General features: G+C 56.4%; 18 protein-coding genes and 2 pseudogenes. 15 read left to right on the forward strand and 5 right to left on the reverse strand.

What is annotated here, in order from left to right; all coding sequences use genetic code 11:
• Window positions 1–110: 110 nt before the first annotated feature.
• Window positions 111–362, forward strand: a complete 252-nt coding sequence (locus JNB91_RS09825) for a YMGG-like glycine zipper-containing protein (protein ID WP_220325330.1) — start codon at window positions 111–113, stop codon at window positions 360–362.
• Window positions 363–633: 271 nt separating this feature from the next.
• Here JNB91_RS09825 and JNB91_RS09830 read toward each other — a convergent pair whose 3' ends face one another.
• Window positions 634–1,257, reverse strand: coding sequence for a TetR/AcrR family transcriptional regulator (locus tag JNB91_RS09830; protein ID WP_220325331.1), 624 nt, complete (start codon window positions 1,255–1,257; stop codon window positions 634–636).
• A 14-nt stretch (window positions 1,258–1,271) separates the two neighbouring features.
• On the opposite strand from JNB91_RS09830, the gene JNB91_RS09835 reads away from it, so the two are divergent.
• The 3 genes from JNB91_RS09835 to JNB91_RS09845 are packed head-to-tail and all read left to right on the forward strand — an operon-like array spanning window position 1,272 to window position 3,676.
• Window positions 1,272–2,456: an MFS transporter gene (locus tag JNB91_RS09835; protein WP_220325332.1), complete on the forward strand. Its 1,185-nt coding sequence runs from the start codon at window positions 1,272–1,274 to the stop codon at window positions 2,454–2,456.
• A gap of 10 nt (window positions 2,457–2,466) precedes the next feature.
• Window positions 2,467–3,048 (forward strand): DUF1349 domain-containing protein, encoded by a 582-nt coding sequence (locus tag JNB91_RS09840; protein WP_220325333.1) that lies wholly within the window; start codon window positions 2,467–2,469, stop codon window positions 3,046–3,048.
• 40 nt (window positions 3,049–3,088) lie between these two features.
• Window positions 3,089–3,676 carry a sugar O-acetyltransferase gene (locus tag JNB91_RS09845; RefSeq protein ID WP_223218120.1) on the forward strand — a complete coding sequence of 196 codons (588 nt, stop codon included), beginning with the start codon at window positions 3,089–3,091 and terminating at the stop codon, window positions 3,674–3,676.
• 212 nt (window positions 3,677–3,888) lie between these two features.
• On the opposite strand, the gene JNB91_RS09850 is transcribed toward JNB91_RS09845, so the two are convergent.
• Window positions 3,889–4,092: a hypothetical protein gene (locus JNB91_RS09850; protein ID WP_220325335.1), complete on the reverse strand. Its 204-nt coding sequence runs from the start codon at window positions 4,090–4,092 to the stop codon at window positions 3,889–3,891.
• 131 nt (window positions 4,093–4,223) lie between these two features.
• Here JNB91_RS09850 and JNB91_RS09855 point away from each other — a divergent pair, with 131 nt between their 5' ends.
• The 5 genes from JNB91_RS09855 to JNB91_RS09875 all read left to right on the forward strand — a co-directional run bounded on the left by JNB91_RS09855 (window position 4,224) and on the right by JNB91_RS09875 (window position 8,874).
• Window positions 4,224–4,994: an IclR family transcriptional regulator gene (locus JNB91_RS09855; RefSeq protein ID WP_220325336.1), complete on the forward strand. Its 771-nt coding sequence runs from the start codon at window positions 4,224–4,226 to the stop codon at window positions 4,992–4,994.
• 93 nt (window positions 4,995–5,087) lie between these two features.
• Window positions 5,088–5,510 carry a tripartite tricarboxylate transporter TctB family protein gene (locus tag JNB91_RS09860; RefSeq protein ID WP_220325337.1) on the forward strand — a complete coding sequence of 141 codons (423 nt, stop codon included), beginning with the start codon at window positions 5,088–5,090 and terminating at the stop codon, window positions 5,508–5,510.
• Entirely contained in the window at window positions 5,510–7,012 is a 1,503-nt protein-coding gene (locus JNB91_RS09865; protein ID WP_220325338.1) for a tripartite tricarboxylate transporter permease, read from the forward strand. The genes JNB91_RS09860 and JNB91_RS09865 overlap by 1 nt, the downstream gene beginning before the upstream one ends.
• A 25-nt stretch (window positions 7,013–7,037) precedes the next feature.
• A complete protein-coding gene (locus JNB91_RS09870) occupies window positions 7,038–7,850 on the forward strand; it encodes an RraA family protein (RefSeq protein WP_220325339.1) in 813 nt (270 codons plus the stop codon).
• A 58-nt stretch (window positions 7,851–7,908) separates the two neighbouring features.
• Window positions 7,909–8,874 carry a Bug family tripartite tricarboxylate transporter substrate binding protein gene (locus tag JNB91_RS09875; RefSeq protein WP_220325340.1) on the forward strand — a complete coding sequence of 322 codons (966 nt, stop codon included), beginning with the start codon at window positions 7,909–7,911 and terminating at the stop codon, window positions 8,872–8,874.
• 60 nt (window positions 8,875–8,934) lie between these two features.
• Here the strand turns inward: JNB91_RS09875 and JNB91_RS09880 are convergent.
• A pseudogene (locus JNB91_RS09880) lies at window positions 8,935–9,220 on the reverse strand (hypothetical protein); the annotation flags it as partial.
• Window positions 9,221–9,233: 13 nt separating this feature from the next.
• A pseudogene (locus tag JNB91_RS30690) lies at window positions 9,234–9,515 on the reverse strand (transposase); the annotation flags it as partial.
• Between JNB91_RS30690 and JNB91_RS09885 the strand changes: the two are divergent.
• The 6 genes from JNB91_RS09885 (at window position 9,465) to JNB91_RS09910 (ending at window position 14,661) form a co-directional block, all read left to right on the forward strand.
• On the forward strand, window positions 9,465–9,770 hold the full coding sequence (locus tag JNB91_RS09885) for a hypothetical protein (RefSeq protein ID WP_223218132.1): 306 nt from the start codon (window positions 9,465–9,467) through the stop codon (window positions 9,768–9,770). The pseudogene JNB91_RS30690 and the gene JNB91_RS09885 overlap by 51 nt on opposite strands.
• A gap of 685 nt (window positions 9,771–10,455) precedes the next feature.
• Window positions 10,456–10,728, forward strand: a complete 273-nt coding sequence (locus JNB91_RS09890) for a helix-turn-helix domain-containing protein (protein WP_220325341.1) — start codon at window positions 10,456–10,458, stop codon at window positions 10,726–10,728.
• Entirely contained in the window at window positions 10,725–11,963 is a 1,239-nt protein-coding gene (locus JNB91_RS09895; RefSeq protein ID WP_220325342.1) for a type II toxin-antitoxin system HipA family toxin, read from the forward strand. The genes JNB91_RS09890 and JNB91_RS09895 overlap by 4 nt, the downstream gene beginning before the upstream one ends.
• 1,258 nt (window positions 11,964–13,221) lie before the next feature.
• Window positions 13,222–13,494, forward strand: coding sequence for a hypothetical protein (locus JNB91_RS09900; protein WP_220325343.1), 273 nt, complete (start codon window positions 13,222–13,224; stop codon window positions 13,492–13,494).
• Window positions 13,495–13,724: 230 nt separating this feature from the next.
• On the forward strand, window positions 13,725–13,931 hold the full coding sequence (locus JNB91_RS09905; RefSeq protein WP_220325447.1) for a hypothetical protein: 207 nt from the start codon (window positions 13,725–13,727) through the stop codon (window positions 13,929–13,931).
• Complete coding sequence (locus tag JNB91_RS09910; RefSeq protein WP_223218122.1) at window positions 13,873–14,661, forward strand: reverse transcriptase domain-containing protein; 789 nt, start codon at window positions 13,873–13,875, stop codon at window positions 14,659–14,661. Before JNB91_RS09905 ends, JNB91_RS09910 begins: the two co-directional genes overlap by 59 nt.
• On the opposite strand, the gene JNB91_RS09915 is transcribed toward JNB91_RS09910, so the two are convergent.
• Window positions 14,654–15,274 (reverse strand): hypothetical protein, encoded by a 621-nt coding sequence (locus tag JNB91_RS09915; protein ID WP_220325344.1) that lies wholly within the window; start codon window positions 15,272–15,274, stop codon window positions 14,654–14,656. The two genes, JNB91_RS09910 and JNB91_RS09915, sit on opposite strands and share 8 nt — an antisense overlap.
• Between the last annotated feature and the right edge of the window lie 360 nt (window positions 15,275–15,634).

Genomic DNA, 15,634 nt, shown 5'->3' on the forward strand with positions numbered 1-15,634 from the left:
ATTTTCGAGATGATCCGGGAAGCGCAATGTTGCTGCAATGTAACCGAAGACATGTCTCTCTCGCTCTGATCAACAACCGAGCGGATACTAAATAACATACGAGGATACCTATGAAAAAACTCATTCTGGCGACTGTCGCCGTCGTAATGCTTGCATCCTGCTCCAAGACCGAAAAGGCAGCCGTGATTGGCGCCGCGTCCGGTGCCGTTATCGGTGGAGTGGTCACAGGCGATGTGCGCGGAGCTGCAATCGGTGCTGCCGCAGGCGGCGCGACCGGCGCATTGGTTGGAAGGGCGAGCGAGCCAGGAAAGTGCCTCTATCGTGACCGCTTCGGCCGCCGATACGAGGCTCGCTGCCGCTAATCTCCTCTGAGGCCAGCACGCCGCAAAACGAACCCGCGCCGTGTGCTGGCCGACCTGGAAGAGAAAATACCATTCCACTCCCCTACGTTTTATAGGCAAAGGCTTTAAAGCGGGCGGGAGTCCCTTCCCTGCTCGCTTGGCCATCAGAAGTAGAAGCGTTTCTTCAGCAAGTTCCCCATTGCTCCAAAGCATCGCCGCCTTGCGAGAACCCGCCACCTTGCCACAAGCGGTTGAAATCAAGATACTCTAAGAACAGTAGATCGGGTTACAGTCACTCGGACAATTTATCGATCAGCCCCGCAATTTCTTCTCGTCGAATGAGATCAGGACTGGTGGTATTGTGGATAGTCACACCTTCGATCATCGCATCAAGCGCTCTCGCCTGCGGCGGTGTGAAATGCAGCTCAAGCGCCGTTCGGCTTGCAGCCATCCAGCCCAGCATGATGGGTTTCAGCGCCGGACGCCGGGAAGCATAGGCGTATAGCTCATAGCTCAGCATCATCTCATTTTGCTTTCGCTCGGATATCTCCGAGAGAAAGCTGACAATGGCAGATCGTGCTTCCTGCTTGTCCCGTGCTTCGCTCAACACTTTGGTAAAGCGCCCCGACACTTGCTCCGCAAGGCGCTCGAAGGCTGCACCGATAATGTCATCAAGTCCTTTGAAGTAGTAGGTCAGCGATCCCAGCGGCACGCCGGCCACCTCGGCGATGCGACGATGGCTGGTATCAGCGACGCCCAGTTTCGCGATGGTTACGAGGGTCGCCTCGATTATCCGATCCCGGCGTTCCGGGTCATTCGGTGGACGACTGCCACGCTTGTTTGCTTCCACGTCCCGCCCCATCGCTTCATTGTTGACTTTGTGTACGATCGTACATATATCGCCGCAAATTGCCATATCGAAAGTCCGCTATGTCCACAATTTCCCAGAGGCGTTTCTCATTGTTCGTGTTTTTCTTCATACCGGGCGTCGCAATGGCATCCTGGGTGACGCGCACGCCCGCTATTCGGGATCGCATCGGAGCCTCGATAGTGGAAATGGGCTTCGTTCTTCTCGGCCTGTCGATCGGCTCCATGGCCGGTATTCTGCTGTCCGGCTTGCTTGTGAGCCGGATGGGGACGAAGGCCGTTGCCCATATCGGCACGTGGCTGGTGGCTGCGGGCATCGCTACGATCGCCGCCGGCACCTGGGGCGGCGAAGCCATCATCGTTGCCCTCGGCCTCGGCCTGTTCGGACTAGGCATGGGCCTTGCGGAGATCGCAATCAACATCGATGGGGCTCTGGTCGAGAAGCAATCCGGCAGGCCGCTCATGCATGCCCTCCACGGATGTTTCAGTCTCGGGACGGTCTGCGGCGCGGTCGTTGGGCTGATAGCGAATGCAGTCGCACTGCCCGTGGAATGGCACCTTGCCGTCGTCGCAGTCCTGATCGCACCGGCGATCCTCCATTTTATCCGCCACATCCCCGCGGGTGAGGCGAGAGAGACGCATGAGACCGTTGATCTTCAATCGACAGATGACAATGCATTCTGGTGCGATCCCCGACTGCTCGCGATTGCCGTCATTGTTCTGGCCATGGCGCTTGCGGAAGGAGCTGCCAATGATTGGCTGCCGATCCTGATGGTGGATGAACACGGTTTTTCCCCGACAACAGGATCGCTTGTGTTTCTGTTCTTCGCGTCGGCCATGACTGTTGGCCGCTTCACCGGTGGCTTTGCCCTCGAACGCTTTGGAAGAGCCGCAGTGATCCGGACCAGCGCTTTTCTGGGAGCAATCGGCCTCGGTCTAGTGATCTTCTCACATCATCCTGTGCTTGCTGGATTGTCGGTTTTCCTTTGGGGCATTGGCGCCTCCCTTGGCTTCCCGGTCGCGATCTCAGCGGCAGGTGATTCCGGTGCAAATTCGACAGGGAGGGTGAAGATCGTGACCATTGGAGGCTACATCGCTTTCCTTGTCGGGCCGCCGCTGCTCGGGGTGATCGGAGAGAGCTACGGCCTTCGTAATGCTATGCTGGTCGTGCTCGGGCTGGTCATCGCCGCCACCGTCGTTGCTCCGGCCGTGAAATCACGCCCGCCCGCCGTCAGTCGGAATCGATAAGGAGCCGCGCATGCAAACTCTCAGAAGTGGTCGCTGGCACAACCAGCCGCATACTTTCGCCATCGAGGGTGACGAACTCCTGGTGACGACTGACCCGAACACCGACTTCTGGCGCCAGACCTATTATGGCTTTATCCGCGATAGTGGTCACTTTTATGCCTTCGAGACGGGGGATGGGTTTACCGCGCAAGTCCGGGTCCAGGCCCAGTTTGACCACCTCTACGACCAAGCGGGCCTCATGGTCAGGATCGACGATCGTCGCTGGGTCAAAACCGGGATCGAGTTCTCGGACGGGTACGGACTGCTTGGTAGCGTCCTGACCAATGAGACCTCGGATTGGGCAACGGGACAATACACCGGCAACCCGTCAGACTTCTGGATGCGTGTGACTGTCCAGGACGGCGTGTTGCGGATCCAGGCATCCGGCGACGGCAAGACATGGCCATTGGTACGCCTCTGCCCGTTTCCAAAAGTTTCCAAGTATTTCGTTGGTCCCATGTGCTGCACGCCGGAACGGTCGGGCCTGGACGTGCGATTCTCTGAATGGCAGCTCGGTCCGGCAATAGGAAAAGACCTCCACGACCTCACGTGACACCCGCGGCGCCCCTGCCGCCAAAATGAAAGGAAGTTTTATGAAGGAAATGGAAAAGGCGGCCGCTGGCCTGCTCTACGACGCGAACTACGATCAGGAAGTCCTTGCCCAGCGCGACACCGCCAAGAATGCCCTGTTTGAATTCAATCATACACCGCCGAGCCAAGGCGAAAAGCGTCGAAAGATTCTCCGTTCGCTGATCGGCAAGACGGGCGAGAATTTTGTTATCGAGGCGCCGTTCCACTGTGACTACGGCTTCAACATTTCTCTTGGAGAGAATTTTTACGCCAACGTGAACCTTGTCATTCTGGACTGCACGAAGGTGACGATCGGTGACAACGTGTTCATCGCGCCAAACGTCCATATATGCTGTGCCGGTCATCCCCTCGATGCCGAACGCCGTAACAAGGGGCTGGAGTATGCATATCCTGTCACGATCGAAGACAACGTCTGGATCGGCGCCGGCGCGCAAATTCTCCCAGGCGTGACTGTTGGCCAAGGCAGCGTCATCGCTGCTGGTGCTATCGTAAACAGAGATGTGCCGGCATTGACCCTCGTAGCGGGCAATCCTGCACGCGTCATACGAAAGATCACCGATGCTGACGCCCTCAAGTATCGCGAAGCATAAGCCGCGCAAATAGCCTGGATTTCCTTCAACAGCGGTACACACGATGCCCGCTGTTGAAGCAGTTTTGAGCTGAAATCTTCAAAGTCAGCCAATCGGAATGTCTAAGATATCCCGCCATTATCTGCCATGTCGGTATCCAGGTTGGAGTCGTCGCCACCATAGTCGTCGTGATCGCCTTCATCCACCAGCCCGAAACCAGAAGTAAATTCGCCTCATTCTCTCGCATCATCGCTTTCGTCGCTATTCCAATAATTCTGGAAGTGCTCGGCTTCGCTGCGTCTATATCCGAAAATGCTCAGCCCGCCGGGAGCATCGCGCTGGCCGTAGGTCGCTATATAGGCGTTGAAGAAGCGGTATTTGTCTGGCCCGTCTTCCGTCAGCAACCCACCTTCGACGTGGCTCGACACCAGCAACATCGATCGATCCGCTGCGCCCTACCTCGACACAAATCAATTTTGACAAAGCGCACGACCACGCGCTGATTGTTTCGGCTTGACTAAAACAGGCTCTACGTACAAAATAGACATAATATCTACAGAGTAGACAAATGAAAGAATCTGAACGCTACGTAACGGCAGTGCTTGCCGCCCTCAAAATCCTCGACGCGTTCGAAGGGACTGCGCCGTTGCGCTTCTCGGATCTGATGAATCGCACAGGCTTGGGCCGAAGCCGCATCCTTCGCTACGTCGGTACGCTGGAGGCTGCCGGTTACCTGGTAATCAACCCGGGTCCGGGCACGTTCGAGCTCGGCCCAAAGGCGTATCGACTCGGGCTGACGATGAAGCAGCAGTACGAAGGCATGGTCTCGTTGCTGCGGCCGCGTCTCGAAGAGCTGTCGGTTAATGCGGACGCTACGGCGTTCTTCTCCGTGGTACGCGGCAGACAACGACTCGTCATCGCGAAGAGCGAGCCACGGCACGGCGTTCGCTACGCGGTCGACGAAGGTCAGATAAGACCTCTACACGTCGGCGCGACAGGTCGGGTCCTGCTTGCCTTTGGCTCTACGGAAAACCTCGATGCTGTCTTGAATCAGGAAACACTGGAAGCGCTGACAGACAAAACGCTGACCGATGCCGACCGGATACGCGCCGCGATCATGGAAATACGGGGTTCGGGTTTCGCATCCAGTGTCGGCGAAGCGACCGGAGAAGCCTTGGCTATGGCTGTGCCGGTCCTTGATTCAAACCGCCGCATGGTCGGTGCGCTGACACTCGCCGGCCCGATCGGCCATCTGCAATCACGAGCGGATCTCTGCGAGGAGTTGTTGAAGCGGGAGAGTGAATATCTGTCGCCCCGTATCACCGCGGCGGGCGACTAGATGCGTGCCGAATAAGAAGAACCGGTAAACGCCGGATGCATGGAGGAGACAATGCATAACGTAATTCGCAATAGGGAGGTTCAGTCGGGAGCATTGCTGCTGCTCGTCGCCGGCTTCTTCCTGGTCACCGGCCGGAACTACGAGTTCGGCACATTCGACATGATGGGACCCGGGTTCGTTCCGCTGGCTCTCGCGTTTCTGCTGGCGATCCTCGGTCTGGTCCTTGTGGTGCTCGGGCTACGATCAGCCTCATCAAACGATCTAAATCCGTTCGCGACTTTCGCGTTAAAGCCGGCGCTTCTTGTTCTCGGCGCTATCGGGTTGTTCGGGCTGGCATTGCCAATCGTGGGCTACCCTGTGGCCTGCGCCGGCCTTGTCCTTATCGGTGGCTTAGCCGCGCCGGATCGGCGGCCGGTCGAGGTCGTGATATCTGCCCTCATCATCTCGATCGCCACCACCCTTGTCTTCATTCAGGTTCTCGGCTTGCCCATGCCGCTGCTCCCGGAGGGCTTCTGATGGATCTGCTCAACCATCTCGCTGTCGGCTTCGGCGTTGCCTTCAGCTTCGACAACATGCTCTACTGCTTGGTCGGAGCCGTCGTCGGCACGCTGATCGGCATCCTCCCCGGCCTTGGCCCCGTCGCCACCGTCGCCATGCTGCTGCCGATCACATACGCATTGGAGCCGACATCCGCGCTCATCATGTTGGCCGGCATCTACTACGGAGCTCAGTACGGCGGCTCGACAACTGCGATTCTTGTCAACCTGCCCGGCGAGGCCTCGTCCGTCGTTACCTGTCTCGACGGCTACCAGATGGCTCGCAAGGGCCGGGCTGGTCAGGCATTGACGATCGCCGCCCTGGGATCTCTCTTTGCAGGATGCGTTGGCACGCTGCTGCTGGCAGCCGTTGCGCCCGCGCTCGCCTCCATCGCCGTCGGTTTCGGCGCCGCCGAATACTTCGCACTGATGCTGCTGGGGCTGGTCGCGGCCGTGGTGCTCGCGTCCGGGTCTCCAATCAAGGCTATTTCCATGGTGGTGTTCGGCCTGCTCCTCGGCACGATCGGCACTGACATCAACTCAGGCGCCGAACGCTACACCTTCGGCATTTTCGAACTATCGGAAGGCATCGACTTTGTCGTGGTCGCGATGGGTGTGTTCGGCATCACCGAGATCCTGCGCAACCTTGAGAAAAGTGACACGCGCGAACTCGTCACCAGCAACATCGACAGCCTCATGCTGACCAAGGACGATGTCCGTCGCTCGGCTCCTGCCGTGCTGCGTGGCACGGGACTGGGCGCCATCCTCGGTGTTCTTCCAGGTGGAGGCGCGCTCTTGTCGTCCTTCGCCGCCTACACGATTGAAAAGCGCCTCTCCAAGCACCCGAACGAGTTCGGCAAGGGTGCGATCGAAGGCGTGGCGGCGCCTGAAAGCGCCAACAACGCCGCAGCTCAGAGTTCGTTTGTGCCTATGCTGACGCTCGGCATCCCGGCCAACGCCACGACCGCGCTTCTGATGGGCGCCATGATGATCCACAACATCCAGCCAGGCCCGCAGGTCATGAGCAGCAACCCGGAGCTGTTCTGGGGGCTGATCGCCTCGATGTGGATAGGCAACGTGCTGCTGGTTATCCTCAACCTGCCGATGATCGGCATATGGGTGAAGCTCCTCAAGGTTCCGTACCGGCTGCTCTACCCCGCAATCCTCGTGTTCATCACTGTTGGTGTGTTCTCGATTCAGAACTCGACCTTCGCGATCTATCTGATGATCGGCTTCGGACTGCTCGGCTACATTCTGAGCAAGCTCGATTTCGAGCCGGCTCCACTGCTTCTCGGGTTCATCCTCGGGCCGATGCTGGAAGATAATTTCCGGCGCGCGCTCCTCGTATCGGCGGGAGACTTTTCCGCCTTCGTAACCAGGCCGGTCAGCGGCGGGCTCCTCGCCCTCACTGTCGGGCTCCTGGTCCTGCTCTTTTCATCCAAGTTCCGCCAGAAGCGCGAGAGCGCTTTCCAGGAAGAATAGTCTTTCCAGCAGAAAGGAAGTTACCATGACGCTCGCACAGCAGATCGCCCCGTCGGCTCAGACGGTCGCGGAGGAATATGAGGAATACAAGGCCGCAGGCCGTATCTGGGGACAGGTGCCGCCGGAGCGGATCAAGAAGATCAAGTTCCCGCGGGTTCCCAAGGAAACGACAGACAAATACGTCGCGCTTGCCGACCTGACCACGACGGTCTCCGACGTCCTCGACAGCATGGGCATCCGCGGCACGGTCGCCGCCTCGCATGTGAAGCCGCTGCTGCCCGGCCGCAAGATCGCCGGCACAGCCGTGACGCTGCGCAGCATCCCGGAGCGCAAGACCCCGACCCAGGGCGCGCACGACAAAGATCCGATCAAGATGTCGACGCGCGAAGTATACTATATGGGCGAAGCCGGCGACGTGCTTGTCTCCGATTTCGGCGGCAATCTCGAAGTGTCCAATATGGGCGGCCAGTCCTGCCTCGTCGCCAAGACGACCGGCTTCGCCGGCGCGATCGTGAACGGCGCAATCCGTGACCTCAATGCCGTTCATGAGCTCGACTATCCCGTCTGGTGCAAGGGCCTGACGCCGATCACCGGCAAGTTCCGCATGGAAGCGATCGAAATCAACGGCCCTGTTACCGTCCACGACATCGTCGTCTATCCGGGCGACCTGATCGCCGCCGACGATAGCGGCTTCTGCGCGGTTCCTTACGAACTTGTTGACGAGGTTCTGGAGCAGGCAATCGCCATCGAAAAAGCCGAGGATGTCATGCGTGACCTGATCCGCACCAAGCGTCCGATCTCGGAACTGCGTCCGCTCTTCCGCAAGCGCTACGACTGACCAATTCAGAGCCGACGGCCTTTGGACGTCGGCCATCAATCAATTCAGGGAGGTACCAATGAAGCGATTTTATTTTGCTGCGGCCGTAGCGCTGGCGTCGACATCCAGCTTTCCGGCACAAGCCGCCGACTGGAAGCCGACGGGCACCGTCACCCTCATCGTGCCGTCGACGCCGGGCGGCGGTCACGACACCAACGCCCGTGCCTTGGCAAGGGTTATGGAGAAGCATGCGGGACAGTCGATCGTTATCGTCAATCAGCCGGCAGGAGGCGGTGTCGTTGCCTATAACGAGATGATGAAGGCGAAGACGGACGGCCAGACACTAGGCCAGGTATCCACATCGCTTGTCACCGACAAGTACCGTCTCGACAACGTACGCTACGACGGAAGTTCCTTTACCTATGTCGGCGAAATCTCCGAGGACCCGAATCTGCTGGTCGTCTCGGCGAAAGGTCCGCTTGCCGAACTCGATATTAAGGGGTTGATCGAAAAGGCAAAGACTGAGCCTGAGACAATCAACATCGGCGTGTCCGGCAACTGGGGTAACCAGGACTATGTACGCTTTGCCCTCGAGGAAGCGACCGGCGCAAAGTTCCGTAGGATCCCGATCAAGGGTGGCCGGCAGATCCTGCTTGGCCTTCTCTCGGGTGATATCGGGATCGGTCTTCTTTATCCCTCTGAGGTTAAGGCCCAGGTGGATAGCGGCGAGCTCAAGGTCATCGCCCATAATGGGGAGATAGCGCCTGAAGGCTTCGGCAACGTGCCGAGCTTCAAGGAAAGCGGCATCGATGTCGGACTTTCGGTCTGGCGGGCGCTTGTTTTGCCGAAGGAGACGCCGGCAGAGATCGCCTCCGGATGGGAAAGGATACTTGCCGATACGATGAAGGATCCGGCACTGAAAGAGGCCTACAAATCCGTATCGATCGGTTACGCCTATAAGGACACCGCAGAGACTGAAGCTCTGGTTAAGGAATCCTCGGAGACGCTGACAACGCTTAGCAAGAAAGCCGGCCTCATCAAGTGACCGAGGGAGGGGAGGCGACTCCCTTTTCCTACAATCATCGCCAACCAGAGAATTGTTGCTTCACGTCAGTTTCTGCTTTGACGCCTTGAGCCAGTTCGAACTCACAACCCGCCGGCGCTTTTCAAAACTGCGCCGGCCAGACCACAAGATTGGCAGGCTCCGTCTTCTCCTCAATGATGATGAACATCACGCCTTTGGCCAATCCGGGTTTCTGTCGAACGAAGATGATGCCGGCGATATAGACCCAGCGTCCGTCGCCTGAGTTCATCGCTTCGTCACAAGTGATGATCTTGCGAGCCGAAAGGCCCCTGCCCAGGAAGGCTAACGGATGCTGCCCCAGAGTTAGTCAGTGAATAGCCGGCAATGAATGCGTACTTCATTTTGTATCGCTGGCGAAATACGCGGCCGCCTTTTTAATATGTCTCGCTCTTCGGTGACGCGAGCCAGTTCCTTCTTCAGCCGCCTGATCTCCTCAGCCTCGGCATTGCCCTTGACGTTCGACGCCGCGAACTTCTTCCATTCATGTAGGGAATGCTGGTGGACCCGAGGCGCTGAGAAACTTCCGCAACCGGATAGCTTCGCTCCGTGATTTGACGCACGGCGTCGCACTTAAAATCTTCCCTGAAATTCGATTTGCTCATGATGCTCTTCCTGCCTCAAAATTGGGAAAGAAGGTGTCTACAAATCTAGGGGCTATTCAGACGGAATATCCACAGCCATCAAGGTTGTCCTTTAATGATGCTGTATGTTTCTGGTTGCGCCACTGGTCTGGTGAATTCCAGCACCATATCGCGGCGAGCTACGGTGTTAATCCAGGCCGCGTAAGCGAAGTGCTGAAACGCCGGAAGCATCTTGGAAGTGAGCAAGAGACAACCATCAAAAAGAGGGCGAACTGATGGCTCAATGGCAAATAGCCCTTATCCGAGAGCAAGGCGTCAACTTTGCGGTCGCGGCGGTGCAGGACTATGTGATCTCTAAACGCCACCAAGCTGACAAGGTTGTTTCCGCTCTCAGCCTCCGGCTCGGACAGCCAGTCGTGCTAATAGGTGCCAGCCGTCGCGGAACGTATGGGAGAAGAGACATTGTCAGCTTCCTCCAGAACATCCATCCTTCGCGGATGCCCTGGCGCAGGGTCGATCTACACTAAATGGATGCGGCGGGATCTCCCCGCTGCCTTCTTCACGAAGCCTGATAGCGAGGTTGTGCCTCGGGTGTGGCCCTAGCCAATTTCCCCACCGGCATCGAAGATAGAACATATTTAGCAGATATCGGGAAAAGCCTTACGGCCGAAGGACCAAACTGGCGGAGAGGGTGGGACTCTCCGCCAATTAGGCCCGCGATACCTGAGAAACAAGGGTTTCTCGTAAGCCTCTGCTCCCGTTCGGGAAATTACGATACCCGCAGGTGTACCACACGCGATACTCGGATCTCAAGGGCCCTATTCCCGACGTCGTGCGGCGACGGGAAACTTCCCGATCGGGGTGATTTTTGTGGTCATCCTTGCCTGCTTCCCGATCGGTAAGGATCATATTGATCTTCGAAAAATCTTCCTGTACGGTAAGCCAACTCAGGAGATGCGCGATGTTCAGGTCCGCACGCGATTTCGGCGCTGCCATTCGGGAAAAACGTAAGGCGTTTGGTTGGACGCAAACCGAGTTGGCCGCTCGGTCCGGCACGGGCGAGCGCTTCATCGTCGAGCTCGAATCCGGCAAGCCGAGCTGCCAGCTTGAAAAGTCCCTGATCGTAGCGCGCACTGTCGGCATCGAGATCGGCGATCTCCGGACGGTCCAAGCAGCGACGACCTCGCCTGACGATGACCTGGGCTTCTTACCGACCTTCGGTGAACGTCGATGACGACGATCTTCTACGAAACCTTCCCCGTCGCCCATCTGACCTTCGACAGCGAGTGGCGACTGGACTATGACCCGAGTTGGGAAGCGCGCCGCTCAGCCTTCCCGGTATCGCTCACCATGCCGCTCCGTTCAGGCCCGGTTGCTGCCGACAGGCTGCTGCCCTGGCTCGCCAATCTGCTCCCGGAAACCCATCTCGCCGAAATCGGCCAGCGGCTGAAGGTGTCCCCCCAGGACATCGTTGGCCTGCTCGGTCACATCGGGAGGGACACGGCCGGCGCATTGTCGATTGGTGCTCCCCGTAAGCCGGGTATTCATCTCCAGCCCCTGCCGGATCTAGGGGCATTGGAGCGCATCCTGGACGAGCTTCCGGCAAAGCCTTTCCTGGTCGGCGAACGCGGCGTCTCGATGTCTCTCGCGGGCGTTCAAGAGAAGCTGCCGGTCTTTGTGGATGAGGGCGGTGCCATCTCCATTCCTGTCGATGGGACACCCTCAAGTCATATTCTGAAGCCGGATTCAAGACGGCTTGCGGGCAGTGTCGAGAACGAAGCTTTCTGCCTTGCCTTGGCGCGTGCCTGCGGGCTGGACGCAGCCGAAGCGACGATCGGGATCGCGGGTAACCGACGCTATCTGCTGGTCGAGCGCTATGACCGTTTCACCGATCCACAAGGCGAGATCCGTCGGCTTCATCAGGAAGATCTTTGCCAGCTAACGGGTCACTTCCCGTCGCAAAAATACGAGCGATCCTCGACAGGACGCGGCGTGACCCTGAAAATGATGTTCGGTGCTATCAGCGATCTCGTCTCGCCTTCCGCACGTTTAACGCTTCTAGATGCGGTCATCTTCAACGTGTTGATCTGCAATTCGGATTCGCATGCCAAGAACTATTCCGTCCTGATCGGTGCTGGTGGGTCCGCGAAGATGGCACCACTGTATGATCTGATGTGCGCAGCCGTCTATCGGCAGATCGATCAGAGCCTGGCTCAGGGAATCGCTGGACGGTTCAACGCTTCGGATTTACGGCGCGCAGACTGGCAGGGGCTGGCCGACGAGGTTGGACTGAGCAGTGCATCGACGGTGAGGCGGGTGCAAGAACTCGCCGAGCGTGTCAGTGCCGCATGCGATGAGGTGGTGCCACACGTCGAGGCTCCGGCTGGTGATCCGGCGAGGCTGTTGGAGAAGATCATCCACTCGATCCGAAAGCGGTGTCGGCGAATGCAGGCGCAATGTCGTGGGTGAAGAGAGCCGAACGAGGACGGAAATTATTTCCGCTTTGCACCTCCATGTCGGAGGTTTGACGCCCTTCTCGCACTGCGCCGAAATCGTGCATTACCGTCAGTCATAATGCAACTACTAGATGTGGATGGGTAATGGGTCGCCGCTAAAAAGGGAATCTGTGAGCGCCCGTAAGCTGATGCCGGCATGGAGACCATCCGAATGCCGCTGCCGATCTATCTGAAGATGCACGGGGCGAAAGACATCTGCAGAGAGAAAGTCAAACCGCATGAAATCAAATGCACAAGCCCTTCGTGGACCTTTTGCATTTCGGCTAGGTGGGTAGCCAATTTGCGCGGCGCCACTTGACGGTGCCTCTGAGACTCAAAGTTTAAACGCTTTCCTCGACTCGAAAATAAATCTGACAGCATTTTCAGCGAGCAGGTGGGGGGCATGTGGTACCGGCCTCGGCGCCGACCTAGTTAGCCCCCTTGTGGGGCGTCCGCGTTATGATATTTTGCGCAGCAAGCAGCCCGATGTTCTTTACTTTTGTTTTTTGGTGAAAGAGCCGGGCCATGCATCTCTTCACACATATCGAAATTCCATCATGCGGCGTCGTTCACGACCTGCAGAGCGTTTACGCGCGCGGAATTGCATTGACCTCTTCTCCGGCTCCGGTGGCATACGGCAAATATAGCTGTGGAGTAGGTATAAATTACATTGACAGGGACTACTGCGAGAAATCGGCGGTATTGCAGAAAATACCTCATTGGGTGCTTGACCCGATACGATTAAACTCAAGTATTCAAAGTTTATCGCGCCGTTTGACTCAAAAACTTTCGTCTTGCAAACAATTGCAACGAAAATTTTCTCTTTCGTTGTTTCCGCATACTCAAATGCGCTCCAGAATGCGCTCGACATTGACAGAAGTAAAATGTTGTAAAAACAATATGTTACTACGAAAGCTGCCGCGAAATCCAGCCGTCATGACTATTCTGATTGTTTCGGCGACCATTTCTACATTCACCAAACGGGAGCAGAAAAGAGCCCGAATTCATTTGGGACTCGATAGGCGCTCGCGATGTTTTGGAAACTCGGAAGATTGGCGCAATGCTTGTAGAGTTAAACCGTGTAACCAGCACTCAATAACGAAGTGCCACGCTTTGATAAGTGAACGATTCAGTTGTGTCCGGCGTTTTTAATAAGCTGACTTCGTAAGCAAAAAATCGAGAGAATTAGCCAAGCACTTTAATACGAGGTGCAGGAATGGAGTTGCTGTGCCATGTGGTCAGCTATTGAATCGGTAAATTCGCCTTTGACGCTCGCCGCATTTGTGATGGCGTGTTTCGTGGCTATCTTGTTCGCGCTTTTAAAGCAGGGGCCATTGCCGCCAATTAAAGACGTTCCAATGCCGCATCGTCACCTAACAGTAGACAAAATACTGGAGATTCATCGAGAGAACGCTAAAGCAAGACATCGCTTGGCGCTGTTCCTTTTGATTGTCCTCTTGGTGGGCCTGATTGCGGCGTTGGCTTGGAAAGAATTAGCGCAATGACCGAAAAAATATCTCAAGAGGTCACTTGCAGGGAGTTGAAAATGCAACTTCCCGCAAATATATATCAGAGGACTTTAGCAATAGGCTGCGGCTCCACGGCTCTCTACTGATAGTCGACCTTCGGGTTGTCCTGATGTACGAGCTTCGAGACTTCCCTGTTCTCTCAGTTGACGACTCCATGGTTAAACATGGGTTGCAGTTTGCTGAAGTCTCGCAATGGAGGATTCGCCATGAATAAAATTCAAAAGCGTCTCGACCTTGCTGTAGCGGTTCTGACCGGCGTGTACATCTCTCTGGAGATTATCAATGTCGCTCTGGATCTGCTCAGCAAGGTTGTCAACTATGGCCGTACAGTTCGAAAACTTCCTATATTCCTTTATGCGCAACGGGAAGCCGATCTACGCGCCCAATCCGTTTTCGGAGAAGCTTGGATTTGACATCAAACGCCAAGTGAACAAGGCGCACACCTTCGATAGCTTCATCTATCATTTCAAGGACGGTTCTCACGTCCTTGCGCTGCACCGGCATCGCGCGAACAAGTATTTCTGCCGCATTGACATAACCCGCTTCTTTTACAGCATTCAGCGCAACCGCCTGAAGCGCGTGCTTAAAGACCTGGGCATCTTCCGTGCCGAATATTATGCGAAGTGGTCAACGGTAAAGAACCCGTATTATGGCGGCGGCTATGTCATTCCTTACGGGTTCGTTCAATCGCCCATCCTTGCGACGCTGGTTCTATCCAAATCTGCGGTCGGCAACTATCTGCGCGGACTCGACCCCTCGATAACCGTGTCCGTATATATGGATGACATCTGCCTGTCGGGAAATGACCCCGAAGCGCTCAGGGTTGCTTTCGATGGCCTTCTGGTGGCAGTAGCTGAGGCAGGATTCTCTCTTAATGATGAAAAGACCCGTCCACCCGCCGAGGCAATCGACATATTCAATTGCAGCCTTGAGCAAGGTGACACCAAGGTTCTGCAAGAGCGTGTGGATGAATTCTATGCGGAAGAGCGGACCCCGCAGAGTGAGGAGGGGTTCGAGACATATCGCGATATCGTTGCATCACATACATGGCGCATCGGCGCTAAGAAACGGCGGCGCCGGGCGTATTTCCGCAGTAAGCCCAAAGTTTACTCCGTAGCTCCTGCTGCTTCCGAAGCTACCTAAGTTTTCCCGTATTAGAGCCGGTCAACATGCCGAGCGCGAAGCCGATTATCGTAGTGATTGTTTTTTCTGCAAAGGCGGTTTTCGTTTTGTCCGTCGAGAAGACATACATCAGGCAGAACACAACCAGCACGAATGAGACCAGCCCGAGGATGATGTAAAGAAACATGTTGAGCGAGTGGTCTTCGGCCGGCGCCGTCTGAGCCACTTGTTGGGCGTGAGCAGGGCTGAACACATCGGGTACCAAATCAAGAGAAGCGCTGCGCTCAACGTAAGGCAGGGAACGCAGCAATTCCTTTGTTGCGGAGATATCCGCCTTCAGGGTCTCCACCAGTTGCACGGCCTTGGGATTGTCCGCCACCATCTCTTTCAATGTCGCGGCATCCGCGCTTGATTTCTCGAGGCGGTCCAATATCGCTTTATGGTCGATGTCAGAAAGCTGCCAGACGGCGACCTGTTCTGGCTTCCAAAACCTATAAAGAAGATCGGAGGCCGATCCTGCTATAAGGCTCATCATAAGCGCCGCCATTACTGATGACGCCAGTAGCCGGATTAAGCTCCTGATCTTTTGGCTCTGCGTTTTTGCCTGGGCGCTTTCAGAATCGTTCTCGGTCATTTTCCCCACCCCGTTGCTACTCGATCTATGGCAATAGTTCTTGCCACAGAATGACTGAGACGGTGAAGACGCAAATCGGCGATTGCAAATCCACCTCACAAACTCTGCAGATACCAGCGCCGGAAATAGTATCCGCTTTGCGTCTCCAATTCGGCCAATCGGATCCGACGTTTGAGGGTCTAGAAGCAGACGTTATGTTTTGTTGAAATCTCGTCGCGTTTAATTTCGATCCAGCCCACTAGCCCCTGGCGGGCTGGGATGGGAGACACAGTGAAATCTTTCGAGCTGAGCGTTGCTAAAACATCTGTATGAGTCGGATCCAATAGACGTGAACACGAGATACCCTATAACTTACCGTTG

It is taken from the genome of Aliirhizobium wenxiniae (assembly GCF_019511445.1).
Lineage (GTDB): Bacteria > Pseudomonadota > Alphaproteobacteria > Rhizobiales > Rhizobiaceae > Neorhizobium > Neorhizobium wenxiniae_A.

Excerpts from the sequence above, each read along its gene's own strand:
- JNB91_RS09875 (WP_220325340.1), top strand. The coding sequence starts at position 7,909 with ATGAAGCGATTTTATTTTGCTGCGGCCGTAGCGCTGGCGTCGACATCC.
- JNB91_RS09825 (WP_220325330.1), top strand. The coding sequence starts at position 111 with ATGAAAAAACTCATTCTGGCGACTGTCGCCGTCGTAATGCTTGCATCC.
- JNB91_RS09855 (WP_220325336.1), top strand. The coding sequence starts at position 4,224 with ATGAAAGAATCTGAACGCTACGTAACGGCAGTGCTTGCCGCCCTCAAA.
- JNB91_RS09840 (WP_220325333.1), top strand. The coding sequence starts at position 2,467 with ATGCAAACTCTCAGAAGTGGTCGCTGGCACAACCAGCCGCATACTTTC.
- JNB91_RS09890 (WP_220325341.1), top strand. The coding sequence starts at position 10,456 with ATGTTCAGGTCCGCACGCGATTTCGGCGCTGCCATTCGGGAAAAACGT.
- JNB91_RS09850 (WP_220325335.1), bottom strand. The coding sequence starts at position 4,092 with ATGTTGCTGGTGTCGAGCCACGTCGAAGGTGGGTTGCTGACGGAAGAC.
- JNB91_RS09830 (WP_220325331.1), bottom strand. The coding sequence starts at position 1,257 with ATGGCAATTTGCGGCGATATATGTACGATCGTACACAAAGTCAACAAT.
- JNB91_RS09835 (WP_220325332.1), top strand. The coding sequence starts at position 1,272 with ATGTCCACAATTTCCCAGAGGCGTTTCTCATTGTTCGTGTTTTTCTTC.
- JNB91_RS09845 (WP_223218120.1), top strand. The coding sequence starts at position 3,089 with ATGAAGGAAATGGAAAAGGCGGCCGCTGGCCTGCTCTACGACGCGAAC.
- JNB91_RS09865 (WP_220325338.1), top strand. The coding sequence starts at position 5,510 with ATGGATCTGCTCAACCATCTCGCTGTCGGCTTCGGCGTTGCCTTCAGC.
- JNB91_RS09915 (WP_220325344.1), bottom strand. The coding sequence starts at position 15,274 with ATGACCGAGAACGATTCTGAAAGCGCCCAGGCAAAAACGCAGAGCCAA.
- JNB91_RS09895 (WP_220325342.1), top strand. The coding sequence starts at position 10,725 with ATGACGACGATCTTCTACGAAACCTTCCCCGTCGCCCATCTGACCTTC.
- JNB91_RS09900 (WP_220325343.1), top strand. The coding sequence starts at position 13,222 with ATGTGGTCAGCTATTGAATCGGTAAATTCGCCTTTGACGCTCGCCGCA.
- JNB91_RS09905 (WP_220325447.1), top strand. The coding sequence starts at position 13,725 with ATGAATAAAATTCAAAAGCGTCTCGACCTTGCTGTAGCGGTTCTGACC.
- JNB91_RS09870 (WP_220325339.1), top strand. The coding sequence starts at position 7,038 with ATGACGCTCGCACAGCAGATCGCCCCGTCGGCTCAGACGGTCGCGGAG.
- JNB91_RS09910 (WP_223218122.1), top strand. The coding sequence starts at position 13,873 with ATGCGCAACGGGAAGCCGATCTACGCGCCCAATCCGTTTTCGGAGAAG.